The sequence below is a fragment of the Streptomyces fuscichromogenes genome, from assembly GCF_014645815.1.
In the GTDB taxonomy this organism is placed as follows: Bacteria; Actinomycetota; Actinomycetes; order Streptomycetales; family Streptomycetaceae; genus Streptomyces; species Streptomyces fuscichromogenes.
In genome coordinates this window covers 230,982-250,652 of sequence record NZ_BMML01000008.1, presented here as the reverse complement: position 1 = coordinate 250,652, position 19,671 = coordinate 230,982, and the positions used below count along the sequence as shown (strand labels likewise).

Below are 19,671 nucleotides of genomic sequence, written 5' to 3'. Positions count from 1 at the left end.
CGCTGGTGCGTTCCCCGTCCGGGATGGTGTCGGCTCGGCGCTGTTCTGTCGGCCTGGCTGGTCACCCTCGCATGGCAACGCATTTAGAACGGCATTCGATGTGAGTCATGGCGCGCCAGTCGTCAAGGCTTCCGATCACGGACATCTGTCGTTAGAGTGACGATCTAAGTGAAGGGAAAGACATGCGGCTGACCCCCACCGAACGTGACCGGCTGCTGCTCTTCGGAGCCGCCGAGCTGGCCCGTGCCCGCCGTGCCCGCGGCCTCAGGCTCAACGTGCCGGAGGCCACGGCGCTGATCGCGGACACCGTCTGCGAGGCCGCCCGGGACGGCCGACGGCTCGCCGAGGCCGTCGAGGCGGCCCGCTCGGTCCTCGGCCCGGCCGACGTACTGCCCGGAGTCGCCGACATCGTCACCGAGGTGCACGTCGAGGCCGTCTTCGACGACGGGTCGAGGCTGGCCGTCGTCACCGACCCGATCGGGGGCGGCGGGCTGGGCGAGGGCGCGCCGGGCGCGCTGCTGCCGGGGCCCGAGCACACCGATCCGGAGCCCGTCGTACGGCTCCGGGTCACCAACACCGCGACCGTGCCCGTCTCCGTCACCTCGCACTTCCACTTCTTCGAGGCCAACCCGCGCCTCGACTTCGACCGCGCCGCCGCCTATGGTCTGCGGCTCGCCGTGCCCGCCGGTTCGTCCGTGCGGTTCGGGCCGGGGGACTCGCTGGAGGTGGGCCTGGTGCCGATCGGCGGCGACCGGGTCGCCATCGGCTTCGCCGGGCTCGTCGACGGGCCGCTGGACGCGCCCGGCGCCCGCGAGGAGGCGCTGCGCCGCGCCGCCGCCTGCGGATACCTGGGTGTACGAGAGGCCGAGGAGGCCGAGCGATGAGCCGTCCCGGAGGACACCCCGCCGAGGCCCGCCGCCTCACCCCGCACGAGTACGCGGCCACCCACGGCCCCCGGGCCGGTGACCGCGTCCGCCTCGGCGACTCGGGGCTCGTGATCCGCGTCGAGGACGACTCCCAGCGCTACGGCGACGAGTTCCTGGCCGGTTTCGGCAAGACGGCCAGGGACGGGCTGCACCTCAAGGCCGCCGCCGTCCGCGACACCTGTGACGTCGTGATCAGCAATGTCGTCGTGATCGACGCCGTGCTGGGGATCCGCAAGGTCTCCGTCGGCATCCGCGAGGGGCGGATCTGCTCGATCGGGCGGGCCGGGAACCCCGACACCCTCGACGGGGTCGACGTCGTGGTCGGCACCGGGACCTCGATCGTGTCCGGCGAGGGGCTCATCGCCACCGCCGGGGCCGTCGACACCCATGTCCATCTGCTGTCGCCGCGCATCATGGAGGCCTCGCTGGCCTCCGGAGTCACCACCATCATCGGCCAGGAGTTCGGGCCGGTGTGGGGCGTCGGGGTCAACTCGCCCTGGGCGCTGCGGCACGCGTTCAACGCCTTCGACGCCTGGCCGGTCAACATCGGCTTCCTCGGGCGGGGTTCGTCCTCGCACCCGGCCCCGCTGGTCGAGGCGCTCGCCGAGGGGGGCGCCTCCGGCTTCAAGGTGCACGAGGACATGGGCGCCCATACCCGGGCGCTGGACACGGCGTTGCGGGTCGCCGAGGAGCACGACGTCCAAGTCGCCCTGCACAGCGACGGGTTGAACGAGTGCCTGTCGGTGGAGGACACCCTCCGCGTGCTGGAGGGCCGCACCATCCACGCCTTCCACATCGAGGGCTGCGGCGGCGGGCACGTACCCAACGTCCTGAAGATGGCCGGTGTCCCCCACGTCATCGGCTCCTCCACCAACCCCACCCTGCCGTTCGGCCGGGACGCGGTCGCCGAGCACTACGGGATGATCGTCTCCGTCCACGACCTGAAGACCGACCTGCCCGGCGACGCCGCCATGGCCCGCGACCGCATCCGCGCCGGGACCATGGGCGCCGAGGACGTGCTGCACGACCTGGGCGCGATCGGCATCACCTCGTCCGACGCGCAGGGCATGGGCCGGGCGGGGGAGACCTTCCGCCGTACCTTCGCCATGGCCGGCAAGATGAAGGCCGAGCTCGGCGCCCCGGACGACGGCCACGACAACGAGCGTGTGCTGCGCTACCTGGCGAAGCTGACCATCAACCCCGCCCTCGCGCACGGCCTCGCGCACGAGGTCGGCTCCATCGAGGTCGGCAAGCTCGCCGACATCGTGCTGTGGGCGCCGGAGTACTTCGGGGCCAAGCCGCAGCTGGTGCTGAAGGCGGGCTTCCCGGCGTTCGGCGTCACCGGCGATCCGGGCGCGGCCACCGACACCTGCGAACCCCTCGTCCTGGGACCGCAGTTCGGGGCGCACGGCGCCACCCCCGCCGACATCTCGGTGGCGTTCGTCGCCCAGGCCGCCCTCGACCAGGGCCATGACACCATGCCCACCCGGCGCCGCCGGGTCGCCGTCCGCGGCACCCGCGGCATCGGCCCGGCCGACCTGCGGCTCAACACCCGTACCGGAGCGGTCGACGTGGACGCGCGCACCGGCCTGGTCACCCTGGACGGGGAGCCGCTGCGCTCCGAACCCGCCGACTCCGTCTCCCTCAACCGCCTGTATTTCCTGTAAATGTCACAGCCTGTAAGGATCACCCATGTCTGCTGCCTCCGACGGTTTCCGGATGCCCGCCGAGTGGACCCCGCATGAGCGCACCTGGATGGCGTGGCCGGGCCCCAACCCCACCTTCGACGACCCCGACGATCTCCTCGCCGCCCGGATGGCCTGGGCCTCGGTGGCCCGCACGATCCTCCGGTTCGAACCGGTGACGGTGGTGTGCGGCCCCGGCCAGTCGGCGCAGGCGCAGACGCTGCTCGGCCCCGGCGTCGACACCGTCGAGCGGGATCTCGACGACGCCTGGATGCGGGACATCGGCCCCACCTTCCTCACCGACGGTCGTGAACTGGCCGCAGTGGACTGGACGTTCAACGGCTGGGGCGCCCAGCACTGGGCCCGCTGGGAGCACGACGCGAAGATCGCCGCGCAGGTCGCGGACCTCGCGGGCGCCCGGACGTACGCCTCGGAGCTGGTGAACGAGGGCGGTGCGATCCACGTCGACGGCGAGGGCACCGTCCTGCTCACCGAGACCGTACAGCTGGGCCCCGAGCGCAATCCGGGCTGGACGAAGGAGGAGGTCGAGGCGGAGATCCACGGGATGCTCGGCACCCGCAAGGCGATATGGCTGCCCCGCGGCCTCACCGGCGACTATCCCCCGTACGGCTTCGGCACCCTCGGGCACGTCGACATCGTGGCCGCCTTCGCCCGCCCGGGAGTCGTGGTCGCGCACTCCCAGCCGGACCCCGCGCACCCCGACCACGAGGTGTCCAAGGAGGTCATCGGCCTGCTGCGGTCCCAGGCCGACGCCCGCGGCCGGGCACTGGAGGTCGTCGAGGTGCCGGCCCCGACCGCCCTGGAGGCCGACGGCCACTGGGCCGACTACTCCTACATCAACCACTACCTCTGCAACGGCGGGGTCGTGCTGTGCGGCTTCGACGACCCGCGCGACGAGACCGCCGCCGGGATCTTCCGGCGCCTGTTCCCCGAGCGGACGGTGACGCTGGTGGACGCCCGTACGATCTTCTCCGGCGGGGGCGGTATCCACTGCATCACGCAACAGCAGCCGAGGATCTAGTCCGAGTTCGAGGAGCCGCAGATGGCCGGTGGGCGCAGACAGGCCCCGCCCCGCGAGGACGTGCTCGCCGCCGCCATGACGATGATCGCCGAGCGGGGTCTCGAGAAGCTCACCATGGCCGCGCTCGGCCGCGAGGTCGGGATGAGCAGCGGTCATCTCCTCTACTACTTCCACTCCAAGGACGAACTGCTGCTCCAGGCCCTGGAGTGGAGCGAGGGCCGGCTGGGTGCCGAGCGCGGCCGGCTGCTCACCGGGCGCGGCACCGCCCGCGAGCGCCTCGACGCCTACGTCGACCTGTACGTCCCCGACGGGCACCGCGACCCGCACTGGACGCTCTGGCTGGAGGTCTGGAACCGCTCGCAGAACGCCGACGAGGCGGCCCGCGACCGGCAGGCCGCCATCGAGGGCGCCTGGCACCGCGACCTGGTGGCGCTGCTCGCGGAGGGCATCTCGCGCGGCGAGTTCCGGCCCGTCGACCCCGACCGGTTCGCCGCCCGCCTGCGCGCCCTGCTCGACGGCTTCTCCATCCACGTGGCGATCGGCCTGCGCGGCACGGACCGGGCACAGGTCCTCGGCCATGTGCGGGAGTTCCTGGAGACGGACCTGCGCACGGACGGGTGAGCCGCGTACCGCGTCCGTAAGGCAGCTGCAGTAGTGGGCCGTCACGCCTGTGGCGTATGTCACCGTCCGTGACGACCGCATCCTGAGACGGTGAGTGAGCCGGGGGCGAGGCTGTGCCAGACTGCCTCCGTGCTCTCGTTCGCCACGATTATTGGCAGCAGGCGCGCCGGTCCGCAGTGACCACCACGTACGACCAGGTACGGGTGGCCATCGTCGTCCTCGACCCGCGCGCAGACCTCTCGCACCCGCGAGGGGTTTTTTCGTTTTCCGGCCCACCTTCAGCCGGACGGCGAGGCGCGAGGGACCATGGAGGGACGGTGGAGCCGGTCATTCCGGTACGACCGAGACAAGACATCAGGAGCCTAGGGACCATGACCGAGACGGAAACCAACGAGCTGAACGACTCGTTCCACGTCTTCGACACCACGCTGCGCGACGGCGCGCAGCGCGAGGGCATCAACCTCACCGTCGCGGACAAGCTGGCCATCGCCCGGCACCTGGACGACTTCGGCGTGGGCTTCATCGAGGGCGGCTGGCCGGGTGCCAATCCCCGGGACACCGAGTTCTTCGCCCGCGCCCAGCAGGAGATCGACTTCAAGCACGCCCAGCTGGTCGCCTTCGGCGCCACCCGTCGGGCGAAGGCCAAGGCGGCGGAGGACCCCCAGGTCAGGGCGCTGCTGGAGTCCGGCGCCCCGGTGATCACACTGGTCGCCAAGTCCCACGACCGGCATGTCGAGCTGGCGCTGCGCACCACCCTCGACGAGAACCTGGAGATGGTCCGCGACACGGTGTCCTTCCTGAAGGACCAGGGCCGCCGGGTCTTCGTCGACTGCGAGCACTTCTTCGACGGCTACCGCGCCAACCCCGAGTACGCGAAGGCGGTCGTCCGGGCCGCCTCCGAGGCCGGCGCGGACGTCGTCATCCTCTGCGACACCAACGGCGGCATGCTCCCCGCCCAGGTCAACGCCGTCGTCTCCACCGTCCTCACCGACACCGGCGCCCGGCTCGGCATCCACGCCCAGGACGACACCGGCTGCGCGGTCGCCAACACCCTCGCCGCCGTCGACGCGGGCGCCACCCACGTCCAGTGCACGGCGAACGGCTACGGCGAGCGGGTCGGCAACGCCAACCTGTTCCCGGTGGTCGCCGCGCTGGAGCTGAAGTACGGCAAGAAGGTGCTGCCGGAGGGCCGGCTGCGCGAGATGACCCGCATCTCGCACGCCATCGCCGAGGTCGTCAACCTCACGCCCTCCACCCACCAGCCCTATGTGGGTGTCTCCGCCTTCGCGCACAAGGCCGGCCTGCACGCCTCCGCCATCAAGGTCGACCCCGACCTCTACCAGCACACCGACCCGGCCCTCGTCGGCAACACCATGCGCATGCTGGTCTCCGACATGGCCGGCCGCGCCTCGATCGAACTCAAGGGCAGGGAACTCGGCGTCGACCTCGGCGGCGACCGCGAACTGGTCGGCCGGGTCGTCGAGCGGGTCAAGGAGCGCGAGCTGCGGGGCTACACCTACGAGGCCGCCGACGCCTCCTTCGAGCTCCTGCTGCGCGCCGAGGTCGAGGGCAAACCGCGTTCGTACTTCCGCGTCGAGTCCTGGCGGGCCATCGTCGAGGACCGCCCCGACGGCACCCACGCCAACGAGGCCACCGTCAAACTCTGGGCCAAGAGCGAGCGCATCGTGGCCACGGCCGAGGGCAACGGCCCGGTCAACGCCCTCGACCGGGCCCTGCGCGTGGGCCTCGAAAAGATCTACCCGCAGCTCGCCAAGCTGGACCTGGTCGACTACAAGGTCCGCATCCTGGAGGGCAAGCACGGCACCGAGTCCACCACCCGGGTCCTGATCTCCACCTCCGACGGCAGCGCCGAGTGGTCCACGGTCGGCGTCGCGGAGAACGTCATCGCCGCCTCCTGGCAGGCCCTGGAGGACGCGTACACGTACGGCCTGCTGCGCGCGGGCGTGGAACCGGCGGAGTAGTCCTCGGCGCAGGTGTCCTCAGCAGGAGTCCTCGGCGAGCTCCTCGAACTCGCCGAGGCTCGTCGTCCGGCCGTCGGCCCGGACCCGGCCGGGCTGCAGGGCGGCGAGGTCCCCGGCTCGTAGTCGGGCACCGCGCCCGCTGACCGTCGTCTTGAGGATCTCCCTGCCCAGCGCGCACCGTACGGCCAGGGACGCAGGATCCGGGCAAAGTCGGGCGGTGCGAGGTCCCGGGCTGTGAGGAGTCTTGACGGGCCGACGGGTCGCCCTTTAACTCACGAGGTGAAATAAGCCATGAGACGGATCAGAGAGTTGAGGGAAGGTCATGCGAAGAACCGCCCTGCTCGCCTCCGCCGCCCTGTTGACCGGCCTGCTGCCGCTGGCCGCCGCCCATCCGGCCGCCGCCGACGACCCGGCCCCCGTCCCCGTCGACCGTTTCGAGGGCGAGGTCCCCTTCGCCTCCCAGCCGGCCGACGGCATCTTCACCTGGGGGAGCGACAGCGACGACCCGCCCACGCTCCGGTTCGCCGACCGCGCCGACGCCCCCGAGGGCGCCAAGGTCCTCTCGGGGACGTACGACATCAGCGGCTACGGCGGCTTCACCCACGACTTCGCCGCCACCGAACCCGCCCACGACTGGTCGGCCCACAAGGGCATCCGCTTCTGGTGGGACGGCCAGGACAACGGCAGGAAGACCGCCTTCGAGATCAAGGACGGCGGCGCGAACGGCGAGGCCTCGGAGCTGTGGACGACGTCCTTCACCGACGACTTCACCGGCTGGAAGCAGATCGAGATCCCGTTCTCGGACTTCGTCTACCGGACCGACTACCAGCCCGTCGGCGGCATCGACCACGTCCTCGGCCTGACCCGGATGTGGGGCTACGCGGTCACCCTCCCGGTCGGTGCGCCGGGCCGCTTCGCCATGGACGACGTGGAGCTGTACGGCAAGGCCGACCAGACGCTGCGCGCCTCCGTCAGCACGGACGCGGCCGTCTACCCGGTCAGGGAGGGCTCCACGGCGACCGTGCAGGTGACCCTCGCGACCACCGGCTCCGCCCCGACCGACGACCCGGTCACCGTCGCCTACGAGACGACGGGCGGGACCGCCGAGGCCGGCAAGGACTACCAGGCGGTCTCCGGCACCCTCACCTTCCCCGCGGGCACCGCCTCCGGGACCACGCGGACCATCAAGGTGCCCACGCTGAAGGACCGTTCGGCGGAATCGGCGGAGACCATCCCGGTGAAGCTCACGGTCACCGGCGCCAAGGCCCCTGCCGAGACTCCCCAGGTCGTCATCGACGCGCACGGACTGCCGTACCTGGACAGCAGGTTGCCGGTGCGCAAGCGGGTCGCCGATCTCCTCTCCCGGATGTCCCTGGCGGAGAAGGTCGGCCAGATGACCCAGGCCGAGCGCGGAGCCGTGGGCACCGGCGGTGACGTCACCGCGTACGACCTCGGCTCCCTGCTCTCCGGCGGCGGCTCGACCCCCACGCCCAACACGGCCGCGGCCTGGGCGCAGATGATCGACTCGTTCCAGCTCCGGGCGCAGGCGACCCGGTACCAGATCCCGCTGATCTACGGCGTCGACGCGGTGCACGGCCACAACAACCTGGCCGGCGCCACGATCATGCCGCACAACATCGGCATCGGCGCCACCCGCGACCCGCAACTGGCCGAGAAGACCGGCGCGGTGACCGCCGCCGAGGTCCGCGCCACCGGCATCCCCTGGGACTTCGCACCCTGCCTCTGCGTCAGCCGCGACGAACGCTGGGGCCGCTCCTACGAGTCCTTCGGCGAGGACCCGGCCCTGGTGCAGTCCATGGAGACCGTCATCCAGGGCCTCCAGGGCCGCGCGGACGGACGTGACCTCAAGGACGACGACAAGGTCCTGGCCACCGCCAAGCACTTCGTCGGCGACGGCGGCACCGCGTACGGCTCGTCCACGACCGGGACGTACACCGTGGACCAGGGCGTCACCACGGTCACCCGGCAGCAGCTGGAGGCGATCCACCTGGCGCCGTTCCGGACCGCCGTCGACCGGGGCATCGGCACCGTCATGCCCTCCTACTCCTCCCTGGACATCGTCGGCGACGGCCAGGGCCCGGTGAAGATGCACGCCCGCACCGACATGATCACCGGTGTGCTCAAGGGGCAGATGGGCTTCCAGGGCTTCGTGATCAGCGACTGGAACGCCATGGACCAGCTCCCCGGCGACTACGCCACCCACGTGCGCACGGCCGTCGACGCGGGCGTCGACATGATGATGGTCCCGTACGGCTACAAGGACTTCACGGCGTCCCTGACCGACCAGGTCGAGGCGGGCGGCGTCAGCGAGCGGCGCATCGACGACGCGGTCTCCCGGATCCTCACCCAGAAGTTCGAACTGGGCCTCTTCGAGCACCCGTACGCCGACACCGGCGGCGCATCGAAGATCGGCTCCACCGCGCACCGGGCCGTCGCCCGGCAGGCGGCCGCCGAGTCGCAGGTGCTGCTGAAGAACTCGGGCGGCGTCCTGCCCCTGAAGAAGTCGGAGAAGGTGTACGTCGCCGGGTCCGACGCAGACGACCTCGGCAACCAGACCGGCGGCTGGACGATCACCTGGCAGGGCCAGTCCGGCACCCACACCACCGGCACCACCATCCTCCAGGGCATGAGGAACGCCGGGGGAGACGTCACCTACTCGCAGGACGCCTCGGCGCCGACGAGCGGCTACGACGTGGGTGTGGTCGTGGTCGGCGAGACCCCGTACGCCGAGGGCGTCGGAGACGTCGGCAACGGCAACGACCTCACCCTGACCCCCGCCGACCAGGCCGCCGTGGACAAGGTGTGCGCGGCCATGAAGTGCGCGGTGCTGATCGTCTCCGGACGCCCGCAGCTGATCGGCGACCGGCTCGGCGAGATCGACGCCCTGGTGGCGTCCTGGCTGCCGGGCACCGAGGGCGACGGCGTGGCCGACGTGCTCTACGGCAGGAAGGGCTTCACCGGCCGGCTCCCGGTCACCTGGCCGAGGTCCGAGACGCAGCTGCCGATCAACGTGGGTGACGCGTCGTACGACCCGCAGTATCCCTACGGCTGGGGCCTGACCACCCTGACCAGGGCCCCCAAGGGCGGCGAGGCCACCCTGAAGGCGCTCGGCACGGCGGCCGGGGCGGCCGAACGGGCGGGCGCCGACGCGGCCGGCCGGAAACTGGTCGGCGAGGCGCGGCTGCTGGTCCAGGCGAGGATCGGGCAGTCGATCACGGCCGCCGTCGCCAAGCCCTTCGCCGACGCCGACCACCTGCTGCTCACCGGCAGGTACGCGGCGGCGGTGCAGAAGCTGACGCAGGCGTACCGGGCGGCGTAGAGGGACCGCGCTCCCGGGGGGCTTCGGGGTAGTTTCGAAGCATGAACGCGGTGCGACGGACCACCCGAAGCCTCCCGGGGCTGCTGCTCCTGGCCTGCGCGCTGGCACTGGTCGCGCTGACCGCGCTCGCCCCGCGGGCCGGCGCGGCCACCGGCGTCTCGGCGATCGCCGACGCCCTCCGCAAGAACCCGGTGTACGTCGACCCGGCCGCCACCGCCCAGCTCTCCACGGCCGACGCCGACGCACTGGCCCGGCAGATCAAGGACGCCGGCAAACCGGTGTTCGTCGCCGTCCTGCCCGCCGGCTACCCCACCCGGAACCTCTTCACGGACCTGCGCACCGCCACCGGCGTCATCGGCCTCTACGCGATCCGCCTCGGCGACCGCTTCGACGCCCGCGCCGACTCCTCGGTGCTCTCCCGGACGGCCGTGCGGAACCTGGTCACCAGCGTCCAGGGCGAGAGCGCCAAGGCCCAGCTGACCGACTTCACCGACCGCGCCCTGGCCAACATGGGCGGCAGGGCGCCGGCGAGCTGGGGCGGCGGCAGCGGCTCGGGCGGCTCGGGAGTCTCCGGCACGGCGCTGATCACGATCGGAGCCGTGGTCGTGGCCGGCGGAGCGGGCGCGTACGCACTGGTCCGCCGCAACCGCCGGCGGCACGCGGAGGAGCAGCGGGCCGCCCTGGACCGGCTCCGGGTGGTCGTCGACGAGGACATCACCGCGTTCGGCGAGGAACTGGACCGCCTCGAATTCCACCCGGCCGAGCCGGGCGCGGACGACGCGATGCGCGCCGACTACGAGCGGGCGCTGAACGCCTACGACCAGGCGAAGCAGTACATGGCGGACGCCCGCAGACCGGAGGACGTGCGGACGGTCACCGAGGCCCTGGAGGACGGCCGGTTCTCGCTCGCCCGGCTGGCCGCCCGCCGCGAGGGCCGCCCGCTCCCCGAGCGCCGCCCGCCCTGCTTCTTCGACCCCCGGCACGGCCCCTCGGTCACGGACGCCACCTGGACCCCGCCCGGCGGCGCGCCCCGCGAGGTGCCGGTCTGCCAGGCCGACGCCACCCGCCTCGCCGACGGCCGCGACCCCGCGATCCGGGAGGTCGACACGGACCACGGCCGCCGCCCCTACTGGGACGCGGGCCCGGCCTACGGCCCCTGGGCGGGCGGCTACTTCGGCGGCGGCATCCTCCCCGGCCTCCTGCTCGGCACCGCCCTGGGCGGCTGGATGTCCGCCCCCGCCTACGCGGCCGACTACGGCACCGGATACGGCGACTTCGGCGGCTTCGACACCGGCGGCCACCAGGGCGGCGACGTCTCGGGCGCGGACTTCGACCCCGGGGACTTCGGATCCTTCGGCGGCGGAGATTTCGGCGGGGGCGGGGACTTCGGTGGCGGGGGCGGCGACAGCGGGGACTTCGGCGGCGGTTTCTGACACCGGCCACGGCGGCGCCGCGGCCGACCGACGGCATGCCGCGGCACCTCCGGGGAGCGCTCAGCGCGCGGCTCCCAGCCGCTCCAGCACACCGGCGGCGAGCAGCAGCACCCCGCGCTCGGTCTCGCCGAGCGACCCGAACGCCCCGGCCAGCCAGGCGTCCCGCTGAGCCATGTCGTCCTCCAGCGCCCGCCGCCCGTCCGCGGTCAGGCTCAGCACCGACTGCCGCCGGTCGGTCGGGTCCGGAGCCCGTCCGACCAGCCCCTCCGCCTCCAGCTCCGCGAAGACCCGGGTCAGCGACTGCGGCCGCTGCCGCTCGGCGGCCGCGACCTCGCCGGGCGTGGACGGCCCGTGCCGGTACAGATGGCCGAGCACCGTCAGCTGGTTGGCACTGAGGCTCCCGTCCCCGCGTTCCTGCCGCAGCCGACGGTTGAACAGGAGGACGGCACGACGGATACGGGCGGCTTCGGCGAGGTGTTCCATGAGCCAGATCGTACGCTATTACTTACTACTAATCGCAGCCGCTAGCCCGTAACCTCGGTTCGGTGACCCCAAAACTCATACGCAACGCGTACGAAGCCGCGCTGACGATGACGGCCGTGCTGCTCTCCTGGGGAGCCGCGCTGGCACTGGAGGGGGCCGCCGGGCTGCACACCGACGTACTCGTCCTCGCGATCGCCCTCACCCTCACCCTCGCCTCGACCCAGCGCACCGCCGACACCCGCCGACGGCTGACGGCGCTGGTGCTGCTGCCCGTGACCGCCGCCGCCTCGATCTTCGTCGGCCGGCTGCTCGCCGCGCACTACACGGCGGGCGCGGCCGTCTTCACGGCCGGGATGACACTGGCGATCTGGATCCGCCGCTACGGCCCGGCCGCCACCAAGGCGGGCACACTGATGGCCCTCCCCCTGGTGGCCCTGCTGGTGGTCCCCGGACCCGCACTGCCGGCCGAGGCCCAGAGCGGGCTGGTGACCTGGGGCTGGTCCGCGCTGATCGGGTTCATGGCGTGCTGCTCGGTGTGGCTGGTGCAGGCCCTGGGCGACCACTACGGCCCCTGGCGCGCGGCCCCGGCCCCCGAGCCGCCGCCGCGCCGCTCCCGCCTCCACCCACGCCCCAGCACCCGGATGGCCGTGCAGATGGCGGCGGCCATCGCGACCGCCTTCGTGCTGGGCCGCCTCCTCTTCGACGACCACTGGCCGTGGGCCGTCCTGACCGCGTACGTCGCGGCGAGCGGCAACCGGGGCCGGACCGACGTCCTGCGCAAGGGGATCGAACGCCTGGCCGGGGCGTGCGTGGGCACCCTCCTGGCGACGGGGGTGGCGGCGGCGGGCGTCACGGGCCACACCGCCGTGGCCCTGATGTTCGCGGTCCTCGCCGTCGCCCTGTGGCTGCGGCCCCTCAACTACGCGTACTGGGCGGCCGGCATGACCACGGCCCTCTCCCTGCTCCTCGGCTACTTCGGCCAGAACGCGCAGTCCCTGCTCCCGACCCGCCTCGCGGCCATCGCGGTGGGCGCGGTTCTGGCGGTGGCGTCGGCGTGGTGGCTGCTGCCGGTGCCCCGCCGGAGTCCGAGCGCACCTCCCGAGGCGCGGCCGAGCGACGCTCTGGGCGCGCGCACATAGCCGCCCGCCCTCCTGGTTCAGGTGGCGCGGGCGTCGTAGGTCTCGCGGTGGGCGAGGACATCGTCCATGTGCGTCTCGGCCCAGGCCTTGAGGCCGCGCATCATCTCGTGCAGTGACAGGCCGAGGCCGGTCAACTCGTAGGTGACCGTGACCGGCACGGTCGGCGTCACGGTGCGGGTGAGCAGACCGTCGCGTTCCAGGGAGCGCAGGGTCTGGGTGAGCATCTTCTGACTGACGCCGGCCAGCAGGCGCAGCAGCTCCGAGTAGCGCATCGACCTGGGCTCGCCGGCGCAGCCGGCGCCCGGCCGGTGCGGGCTGTCGCTGCCGAGCGCGGCCAGGATCAGCGTGACCCATTTGTCGGAGAGCCGGTCGAGCAGCTTGTGGCTGGGGCAGGCCGCCAGGAAGGCGTCGTACTCCGCCTTGGCCTGTGCCCGCCGCTGGGCCGCCGTCGTCGTCGCCATGGACCGCTCCTCCCACCCGCGGGTGCCTTACCCACTCCGAAGTGCCTACTTCATATCAGGAAGCTGCGCACCAATAGTGGTGCAAGGCGCCATCGGGCACCGTCTCCTGGCTCGGCATGAAAGGCACACCATGAGCACCCCCTCCGCCTCGCTTCCCGGCGGCACCTGGACCCTGGGCGACCTGACCGTCACCCGATTCGGCTACGGCGCGATGCAGCTCGCCGGCCCCTGGGTGATGGGCCCGCCGGCCGACCCCGACGGCGCACTCGCCGTCCTCCGCGAGGCCGTCGGCCTCGGCATCACCCATATCGACACCGCCGACGCCTACGGGCCGCACATCACCAACCGGCTGATCCGCGAAGCGCTGCACCCGTACCGCGATGCGCTGCACATCGTGACCAAGGTCGGCGCGACCCGGGACCAGCAGGGCGGCTGGCCCCCGGCCCGGCGGCCCGAACAGCTGCGCCGCGCCGTCCGGGAGAACCTGGACACCCTCGGCCTCGAAACCCTGGACGTGGTCAACCTGCGGCTCGGCGACGCTCAGGGCCCCGTGACCGGTTCGCTCGCGGAGGCGTTCGAGACGCTGGTCGAACTCCGGCAGCAGGGTCTGATCCGGCACCTCGGGGTGAGCAACGCGACGGCGGAACAGGTCGCCGAGGCGCGGGCGATCGCGCCGATCGTGTGCGTGAAGAACATGTACAACCTCGCCCACCGCCAGGACGACGAGCTGATCGACGAGCTCGCCGAGCAGCACATCGCCTACGTGCCCTTCTTCCCCCTCGGCGGCTTCAGCCCGCTGCAGTCCTCGGCGCTCACGGCCGTGGCCGGCCGACTGGGAGCGGCGCCCATGTCGGTCGCCCTGGCCTGGCTGCTGCGGCGGTCCCCGAACATCCTGCTGATCCCGGGCACCTCGTCGGCGGCACACCTGCGCGAGAACGTCGTGGGCGCGGGACTCCCGCTCTCCGACGAGGACCTCACCGAACTGGACAAGATCGGCCGCTGACCGACGGGGCGGGTCGGATCGACCTTCATACCGCCTATGTGCGCGAGCTCTTGGCCGGCGCGGTCACTTCGCTGTACACCCGAGGAAGGCGGTCCAGGTGGCGGGGGAACGGGCGTACTGCTCATCGGCCGTCGGCGGCAGCTCCCTGTCTCCGACCCCGAGCGCCCGCAGCAATGACAGCACCGCCTGATCGGCCGTCACGGGTACCTCGTCGTATCCCCGCAGGTCGAGGAAGAGAGCGCCGCCGGGAAATCGTCCCTGCCCTCGCGCCGCGTGCGCCACATGCAGGGCGAGTGCGGTCTTGCCGACACCACCCAGCCCGGCGACGGCGGAGACAACGACGGACTCGGCGACCTCGTCGGAATCGGCAGAGAGGGCCCTCGACAACTCCGTGACCTCGACCTCACGGCCGGTGAATGCCGCTGGGGGCGGCGGCAGGGTGGACAGTGCGGTCGGTGAGGGGGTGGCAGGCCGGTGATCCGCACCGATCACGTCCCCGTAAAACGTACTTCCCCGGAAGTCGATGTGATCCCCGCTGTCCACCGGCCTGTCCGTTCGTCTCCCACGCGGCGTTGCTTTCGAACTATGGTGCCCGAGGCCCGCCGCTGTCCGTGACCGGATCGGTCGAGGCTCGTTAGGGGAAACGTACTTCCGGGAAACGTACTTCCTGAAACTTGCCGTCGTCTCCGGGCGGCGCCGTCAGGGAAAGTCCTTCCTTCTCGACTCGCTCGCTCGGGCCGCCGGGGGGTTCTACTTCTGCGCGTACGAGGCGACGGAGGCCGAGTCGCTGCGCCGTTTCGGCGAGGAGCTCGGCCAGTACGGCGGCAGTGTCGCGCCCATGCGGTTCGACCGCTGGGAACAGGCGGTCGACGCACTCCTCGCCCTAGGGAAGGAGCGGCCGCTCCCCGTCGTCATCGACGAGTTTCCGTACCTCGCCCGAGCGACCCCCTCGCTGCCTTCGATCGTCCAGGTGGCGTACGGCCCCCGGCGGCCGGAGCGACTGGAGTCCCGGACTCGGCTCCTCCTCTGCGGAAGCTCCCTCTCCTTCATGGGCAAGCTGCTCAGCGGCACGTCCCCGCTCCGTGGCCGTGCCGGTCTCGAACTCGTCGTCCATCCGCTCGACTTCCGCGAGGCCGCCGCCTTCTGGAACATCGAGGATCACCGGCTCGCGCTTCTCGTCCACAGCGTCGTCGGCGGAACTCCTGTCTATCGGAGGGAGTTCGTACGCGACGACACCCCGGCCGACCTGGCCGACTTCGACGCCTGGGTCTGCCGCACCGCGCTCTCTCCCCGCTCTCCGCTCTACCGTGAGGCCCGCTATCTGCTGGCGGACGAGTCCGACCTGCGGGATCGGGCCCTGTACCCCTCCGTCCTCGCGGCGCTCGCGTCCGGCAACGCCACGGCGGGACGGATCGCCGGCTGTCTGGAGCGGCCCACCAGTGACATCACCCATCCGCTCACCGTCCTCCAGGACTGCGGACTGGTACGCCGGGAGGCGGACGCCTTCCGCAGGAATCGCAGCGTCTACCGGGTCGGTGAACCTCTCATCGCCTTTGACCACGCCATCTCCCGCCCCAAGCTCCCCCTGCTGGATCGGGGCTTGGCGGAGCAGGTCTGGGAGAGCTCCCGCCCCCGGTTCCTCTCCGCCGTCGTGGGGCCGCACTTCGAACAGATCTGCCGAGAATGGGTCGCCCACTTCGCCGCTCCGGAGACTTTCGGAGGCATGCCGATCGATGTCTCGTACGGGACCGTCCCGGACCAGGCGGAGCGCACCGGACACGAGATCGACGTGGTCGTCCGAGGTGCCGTCGGCCAGGACAGCGGAGTCCTGCTGTCCCTGGGCGAGGCCAAGTGGGACCAGACCATGGGGCTGGGTCATCTGGAGCGGCTGCGGCACGTCACCGCGCTGCTGGCCGCACGCGGAGTCGACACGTCCGCGGTTCGGCTCGCCTGCTACAGCGGCGCCGGGTTCACCGACGACCTCTGGGCCGAGGCGGACAGAGGAGAAGTGGTGCTGGTCGACCTGGCGCGCCTCTACGAGGGGGAGTGATCGAGGACTCGGTTCTAGACTCGAAAGGACCGCCATCGGGGGACCCCACCTCAGGAGGACGCGATGGTGCGGCAGACCAGGCTGGCCGGGGTGTCCGAGGGGTATCTCGCCGCCCGTGAGGAGCTGCGGCTCGCCGAGATCGCGCTCATGCGCCGCCGGGAGGAGGTCGCGGCGCTGCGGCGGGCTCTTCCGCCGGGGCCGGCCGTCGACGACTACGTCTTCCTCGAAGGGCCCGGCGACCTCGGCGCCGGTGACACACCGGTCCGCGAGGTCACGCTGAGCGGGCTGTTCTCCGGTCCCGGACGGCCGCTGATCGTCTACCACTTCATGTACGGCAAGCTCCAGACCAGCCCCTGCCCGATGTGCACGATGTGGATCGACGGCTACGACGGCATCGCCCACCACGTGGCCCGCAACGCCGACCTCGTCATCGCCGCGGCGGCCGACCCGCCCGCCCTGCGGCAGTACGCCCGCGCCCGCGGCTGGCACCGGCTGCGGCTGCTCAGCTGTGGTGACAGCACGTTCAAGTACGACCTGGGGAGTGAGGACGAAGACGGCGCGCAGGACTCGACGGTCTCCGTCTTCACCCGCGACGGCGACGGCACGGTCCGGCACACCTACTCCGCCCACCCGCGCATGGCCGGCGACATCCGGGAGCGCGGCATCGACCTGCTGACGCCGGTCTGGCACCTCCTCGACCTCACCCCACGGGGAAGGGGCGACTGGTACCCGTCCGTCGACCCCTAGGACAGGACACCCGCCGGACGGGTCCGGACATGGCCGAGCGCCGCCCTCAGGGGAGTGGAGGGCGGCGCTCAGCGGGCGTGATCAGGGTCGGCGGTCAGGCGCCGCGGGCTCACGCGTTCTTGATGGCCGAGATGTCGAAGTTCAGCTTGATCTTGTCGGAGACGAGGACGCCGCCGGTCTCCAGCGCCGCGTTCCAGGTGACGCCCCAGTCGGAGCGCTTGATCTCGGCCTTGCCCTCGAAGCCGACGCGCTCGTTGCCGAAGGGGTCCTTGGCGGCGCCGTTGAACTCCAGGTCGATGGTGACCGGCTTGGTCACACCGAGGATCGTGAGGTCGCCGGTGATGCGGTAGTCCTCGCCGCCGAGGGCCTCCGCCTCGGTGGAGCGGAAGGTCATCGTCGGGAACTCGTCGATCTTGAAGAAGTCGGCCGACTTCAGGTGACCGTCGCGGTCGGGGCTGCCGGTGGTGATGCTGTCCATCTTGATGTCGAGCGAGGCGGTGGACTTCGACGGGTCCTCGCCGTCCAGGTGCAGGGTGCCCTCGAACTCCTGGAAGCTGCCCTTGACGTTGGTGACCATCGCGTGGCGGGCCACGAAGCCGAGCGTGCTGTGCGCCGGGTCGATGGTGTAGTCGCCGGTCAGCGCGGCCGTGTCGGCGGTCGCGCCGGCGTGGGTCGTCTCGTCGTTCTTGCGGCCGAAGATGCCCATGACGTGCTCCTTGGGGGACGGGTCGCGACTTGGAGGCGGGAACGCCGAAGCCGCGGACATGATGTTTAACGTTCAACGAACTCAACGAGAGACACCGTAGACCTATTCCATTCAACCTTCAACATCATCGGTACGCGTGTCGTGGCCCTCACTCAACGTAACCTCGTGTCGCCCGATATGGGGCCGGGACCCGCGGGGGGAACGGCTAGGCTCTGTGTGGGTGAACCGCCGTCCGGAGTCCTGTGTCACTCCGCGGGGGGTAGGGGGCGCCGGTGAATGTGAGGCGCGTCTCAAGTGGTGTCTTTGTGGCACCTCTACAACGCCGAGACCCCCTGAGCAGTCGGAACGGCTGCATGCGGTTCTGGTTCTGTTCAGTGCTTCCAGGAAAACGCGTCGGAGACTGTACGGAGTCGACGTCTCGCATTCCTTGGTGTCCTTCGTAAGGTCACTACATGACCGTTTTGGAAGAGACGACGGGCGAGCCCACCGGTGAACCGACGGACGCGCGCGGGCGGGTCGCCGAGCTGCACGAGATCCGTGCGGCGGCCGTTGCGGGCCCCAGCGAGAAGGCGACCGAGGCACAGCGCGCCAAGGGCAAGCTGACGGCCCGGGAGCGCATCGAGCTGCTCCTGGACCCGGGTTCCTTCCAGGAGGTCGAGCAGCTGCGCCGGCACCGTGCGGTCGGGTTCGGCCTGGAGGCCAAGAAGCCGTACACCGACGGTGTCATCACCGGCTGGGGCACGGTCGAGGGTCGTACAGTCTTCGTCTACGCCCATGACTTCCGGATCTTCGGCGGCGCGCTGGGCGAGGCCCACGCCACCAAGATCCACAAGATCATGGACATGGCCATCGCGGCCGGGGCTCCGCTGGTCTCCCTGAACGACGGCGCCGGCGCCCGTATCCAGGAGGGCGTCAGCGCCCTCGCCGGCTACGGCGGCATCTTCCAGCGCAACACCAAGGCGTCCGGTGTCATCCCGCAGATCAGCGTGATGCTCGGCCCGTGCGCGGGCGGCGCGGCCTACAGCCCCGCCCTCACCGACTTCGTCTTCATGGTCCGCGAGACCTCGCAGATGTTCATCACCGGCCCGGACGTCGTGAAGGCGGTCACCGGCGAGGAGATCACCCAGAACGGGCTCGGCGGCGCCGACGTCCACGCGGAGACCTCCGGCGTCTGCCACTTCGCGTACGACGACGAGGAGACCTGCATCGCGGAGGTCCGCTACCTCCTCTCCCTCCTCCCGCAGAACAACCGCGAGAACCCGCCCCGCGTCGAGTCCACGGACCCGACCGACCGCCGCAGTGACGTGCTCCTCGACCTCGTCCCGGCCGACGGCAACCGCCCGTACGACATGGCCAAGGTCATCGAGGAGATCGTTGATGACGGCGAGTACCTGGAGGTCCACGAGCGCTGGGCGCGGAACATCATCTGCGCGCTGGCCCGGATCGACGGCCAGGTGGTGGGCATCGTCGCCAACCAGCCGCAGGTGCTGGCGGGCGTCCTGGACATCGAGGCGAGCGAAAAAGCTGCGCGCTTTGTCCAGATGTGTGACGCTTTCAATGTTCCGATCGTCACCTTCCTGGACGTACCGGGCTTCCTCCCCGGTGTCGACCAGGAACACGGCGGGATCATCCGGCACGGCGCGAAGCTCCTCTACGCCTACTGCAACGCGACCGTGCCCCGGATCTCCCTGATCCTGCGCAAGGCGTACGGAGGTGCCTACATCGTCATGGACTCCCAGTCGATCGGCGCCGACCTCACGTACGCCTGGCCGACCAACGAGATCGCGGTCATGGGCGCCGAGGGTGCCGCCAATGTGATCTTCCGTCGGCAGATCGCCACCGCCGAGGACCCCGAGGCCATGCGGGCCCGCATGGTCAAGGAGTACAAGTCCGAGCTCATGCACCCCTACTACGCGGCCGAGCGCGGCCTGGTCGACGACGTCATCGACCCGGCCGAGACCCGCGAGGTGCTCGCCAGGTCGCTGGCGATGCTCCAGAGCAAGCACGCCGACCTGCCGTCCCGTAAGCACGGCAACCCCCCGCAGTAATCCTG

At 71.2% G+C, this 19,671-nt stretch carries 16 protein-coding genes; 12 read left to right on the top strand and 4 right to left on the bottom strand.

The features are described from left to right. Positions 1-182: 182 nt before the first annotated feature. The 7 genes from ureA to IEZ11_RS19765 all read left to right on the top strand — a co-directional run bounded on the left by ureA (position 183) and on the right by IEZ11_RS19765 (position 11,029). Positions 183-884: an urease subunit gamma gene (gene ureA / locus IEZ11_RS19795; protein ID WP_189264117.1), complete on the top strand. Its 702-nt coding sequence runs from the start codon at positions 183-185 to the stop codon at positions 882-884. Further along, positions 881-2,593, top strand: a complete 1,713-nt coding sequence (locus IEZ11_RS19790) for an urease subunit alpha (protein ID WP_189264116.1) — start codon at positions 881-883, stop codon at positions 2,591-2,593. The genes ureA and IEZ11_RS19790 overlap by 4 nt, the downstream gene beginning before the upstream one ends. Positions 2,594-2,618: 25 nt before the next feature. Next, positions 2,619-3,653 carry an agmatine deiminase family protein gene (locus IEZ11_RS19785; protein ID WP_189264115.1) on the top strand — a complete coding sequence of 345 codons (1,035 nt, stop codon included), beginning with the start codon at positions 2,619-2,621 and terminating at the stop codon, positions 3,651-3,653. Positions 3,654-3,674: 21 nt separating this feature from the next. Continuing rightward, the gene (locus IEZ11_RS19780; protein WP_189264114.1) at positions 3,675-4,274 is read left to right on the top strand and encodes a TetR/AcrR family transcriptional regulator; all 600 of its coding nucleotides are present in this window, start codon (positions 3,675-3,677) and stop codon (positions 4,272-4,274) included. Between the two features lie 371 nt (positions 4,275-4,645). Continuing rightward, positions 4,646-6,256 carry a citramalate synthase gene (gene cimA / locus IEZ11_RS19775; RefSeq protein WP_189264113.1) on the top strand — a complete coding sequence of 537 codons (1,611 nt, stop codon included), beginning with the start codon at positions 4,646-4,648 and terminating at the stop codon, positions 6,254-6,256. A 322-nt stretch (positions 6,257-6,578) separates the two neighbouring features. Then, on the top strand, positions 6,579-9,596 hold the full coding sequence (locus IEZ11_RS19770) for a glycoside hydrolase family 3 protein (RefSeq protein WP_189264112.1): 3,018 nt from the start codon (positions 6,579-6,581) through the stop codon (positions 9,594-9,596). Between the two features lie 41 nt (positions 9,597-9,637). Next, positions 9,638-11,029, top strand: a complete 1,392-nt coding sequence (locus IEZ11_RS19765; RefSeq protein WP_189264111.1) for a hypothetical protein — start codon at positions 9,638-9,640, stop codon at positions 11,027-11,029. 60 nt (positions 11,030-11,089) lie between these two features. Here the strand turns inward: IEZ11_RS19765 and IEZ11_RS19760 are convergent, their stop codons facing one another. After that, positions 11,090-11,512, bottom strand: a complete 423-nt coding sequence (locus IEZ11_RS19760; protein WP_189264110.1) for a MarR family winged helix-turn-helix transcriptional regulator — start codon at positions 11,510-11,512, stop codon at positions 11,090-11,092. Between the two features lie 62 nt (positions 11,513-11,574). Between IEZ11_RS19760 and IEZ11_RS19755 the strand changes: the two genes are divergently transcribed. Beyond that, positions 11,575-12,651: an FUSC family protein gene (locus IEZ11_RS19755; protein ID WP_189264109.1), complete on the top strand. Its 1,077-nt coding sequence runs from the start codon at positions 11,575-11,577 to the stop codon at positions 12,649-12,651. A gap of 17 nt (positions 12,652-12,668) precedes the next feature. Here IEZ11_RS19755 and IEZ11_RS19750 read toward each other — a convergent pair whose 3' ends face one another. After that, on the bottom strand, positions 12,669-13,112 hold the full coding sequence (locus tag IEZ11_RS19750; protein ID WP_189264108.1) for a winged helix-turn-helix transcriptional regulator: 444 nt from the start codon (positions 13,110-13,112) through the stop codon (positions 12,669-12,671). Between the two features lie 130 nt (positions 13,113-13,242). On the opposite strand from IEZ11_RS19750, the gene IEZ11_RS19745 reads away from it, so the two are divergent. After that, positions 13,243-14,115 carry an aldo/keto reductase family oxidoreductase gene (locus tag IEZ11_RS19745; protein ID WP_189264107.1) on the top strand — a complete coding sequence of 291 codons (873 nt, stop codon included), beginning with the start codon at positions 13,243-13,245 and terminating at the stop codon, positions 14,113-14,115. A gap of 63 nt (positions 14,116-14,178) precedes the next feature. On the opposite strand, the gene IEZ11_RS19740 is transcribed toward IEZ11_RS19745, so the two are convergent. Continuing rightward, positions 14,179-14,607 (bottom strand): hypothetical protein, encoded by a 429-nt coding sequence (locus tag IEZ11_RS19740; RefSeq protein WP_189264106.1) that lies wholly within the window; start codon positions 14,605-14,607, stop codon positions 14,179-14,181. 346 nt (positions 14,608-14,953) lie between these two features. Between IEZ11_RS19740 and IEZ11_RS19735 the strand changes: the two genes are divergently transcribed. Then, on the top strand, positions 14,954-16,165 hold the full coding sequence (locus IEZ11_RS19735; RefSeq protein ID WP_229713186.1) for an ATP-binding protein: 1,212 nt from the start codon (positions 14,954-14,956) through the stop codon (positions 16,163-16,165). A gap of 63 nt (positions 16,166-16,228) precedes the next feature. Beyond that, positions 16,229-16,912, top strand: coding sequence for a DUF899 family protein (locus IEZ11_RS19730; RefSeq protein WP_189264105.1), 684 nt, complete (start codon positions 16,229-16,231; stop codon positions 16,910-16,912). A 109-nt stretch (positions 16,913-17,021) separates the two neighbouring features. On the opposite strand, the gene IEZ11_RS19725 is transcribed toward IEZ11_RS19730, so the two are convergent. Beyond that, on the bottom strand, positions 17,022-17,618 hold the full coding sequence (locus IEZ11_RS19725; RefSeq protein ID WP_189264104.1) for a YceI family protein: 597 nt from the start codon (positions 17,616-17,618) through the stop codon (positions 17,022-17,024). Positions 17,619-18,070: 452 nt separating this feature from the next. On the opposite strand from IEZ11_RS19725, the gene IEZ11_RS19720 reads away from it, so the two are divergent. After that, positions 18,071-19,666 (top strand): acyl-CoA carboxylase subunit beta, encoded by a 1,596-nt coding sequence (locus IEZ11_RS19720; RefSeq protein ID WP_189264103.1) that lies wholly within the window; start codon positions 18,071-18,073, stop codon positions 19,664-19,666. Positions 19,667-19,671 lie beyond the last annotated feature (5 nt).

Excerpts from the sequence above, each read along its gene's own strand:
- ureA (WP_189264117.1), top strand. The coding sequence starts at position 183 with ATGCGGCTGACCCCCACCGAACGTGACCGGCTGCTGCTCTTCGGAGCC.
- IEZ11_RS19790 (WP_189264116.1), top strand. The coding sequence starts at position 881 with ATGAGCCGTCCCGGAGGACACCCCGCCGAGGCCCGCCGCCTCACCCCG.
- IEZ11_RS19785 (WP_189264115.1), top strand. The coding sequence starts at position 2,619 with ATGTCTGCTGCCTCCGACGGTTTCCGGATGCCCGCCGAGTGGACCCCG.
- IEZ11_RS19780 (WP_189264114.1), top strand. The coding sequence starts at position 3,675 with ATGGCCGGTGGGCGCAGACAGGCCCCGCCCCGCGAGGACGTGCTCGCC.
- cimA (WP_189264113.1), top strand. The coding sequence starts at position 4,646 with ATGACCGAGACGGAAACCAACGAGCTGAACGACTCGTTCCACGTCTTC.
- IEZ11_RS19770 (WP_189264112.1), top strand. The coding sequence starts at position 6,579 with ATGCGAAGAACCGCCCTGCTCGCCTCCGCCGCCCTGTTGACCGGCCTG.
- IEZ11_RS19765 (WP_189264111.1), top strand. The coding sequence starts at position 9,638 with ATGAACGCGGTGCGACGGACCACCCGAAGCCTCCCGGGGCTGCTGCTC.
- IEZ11_RS19760 (WP_189264110.1), bottom strand. The coding sequence starts at position 11,512 with ATGGAACACCTCGCCGAAGCCGCCCGTATCCGTCGTGCCGTCCTCCTG.
- IEZ11_RS19750 (WP_189264108.1), bottom strand. The coding sequence starts at position 13,112 with ATGGCGACGACGACGGCGGCCCAGCGGCGGGCACAGGCCAAGGCGGAG.
- IEZ11_RS19745 (WP_189264107.1), top strand. The coding sequence starts at position 13,243 with ATGAGCACCCCCTCCGCCTCGCTTCCCGGCGGCACCTGGACCCTGGGC.
- IEZ11_RS19735 (WP_229713186.1), top strand. The coding sequence starts at position 14,954 with ATGCGGTTCGACCGCTGGGAACAGGCGGTCGACGCACTCCTCGCCCTA.
- IEZ11_RS19730 (WP_189264105.1), top strand. The coding sequence starts at position 16,229 with ATGGTGCGGCAGACCAGGCTGGCCGGGGTGTCCGAGGGGTATCTCGCC.
- IEZ11_RS19725 (WP_189264104.1), bottom strand. The coding sequence starts at position 17,618 with ATGGGCATCTTCGGCCGCAAGAACGACGAGACGACCCACGCCGGCGCG.
- IEZ11_RS19720 (WP_189264103.1), top strand. The coding sequence starts at position 18,071 with ATGACCGTTTTGGAAGAGACGACGGGCGAGCCCACCGGTGAACCGACG.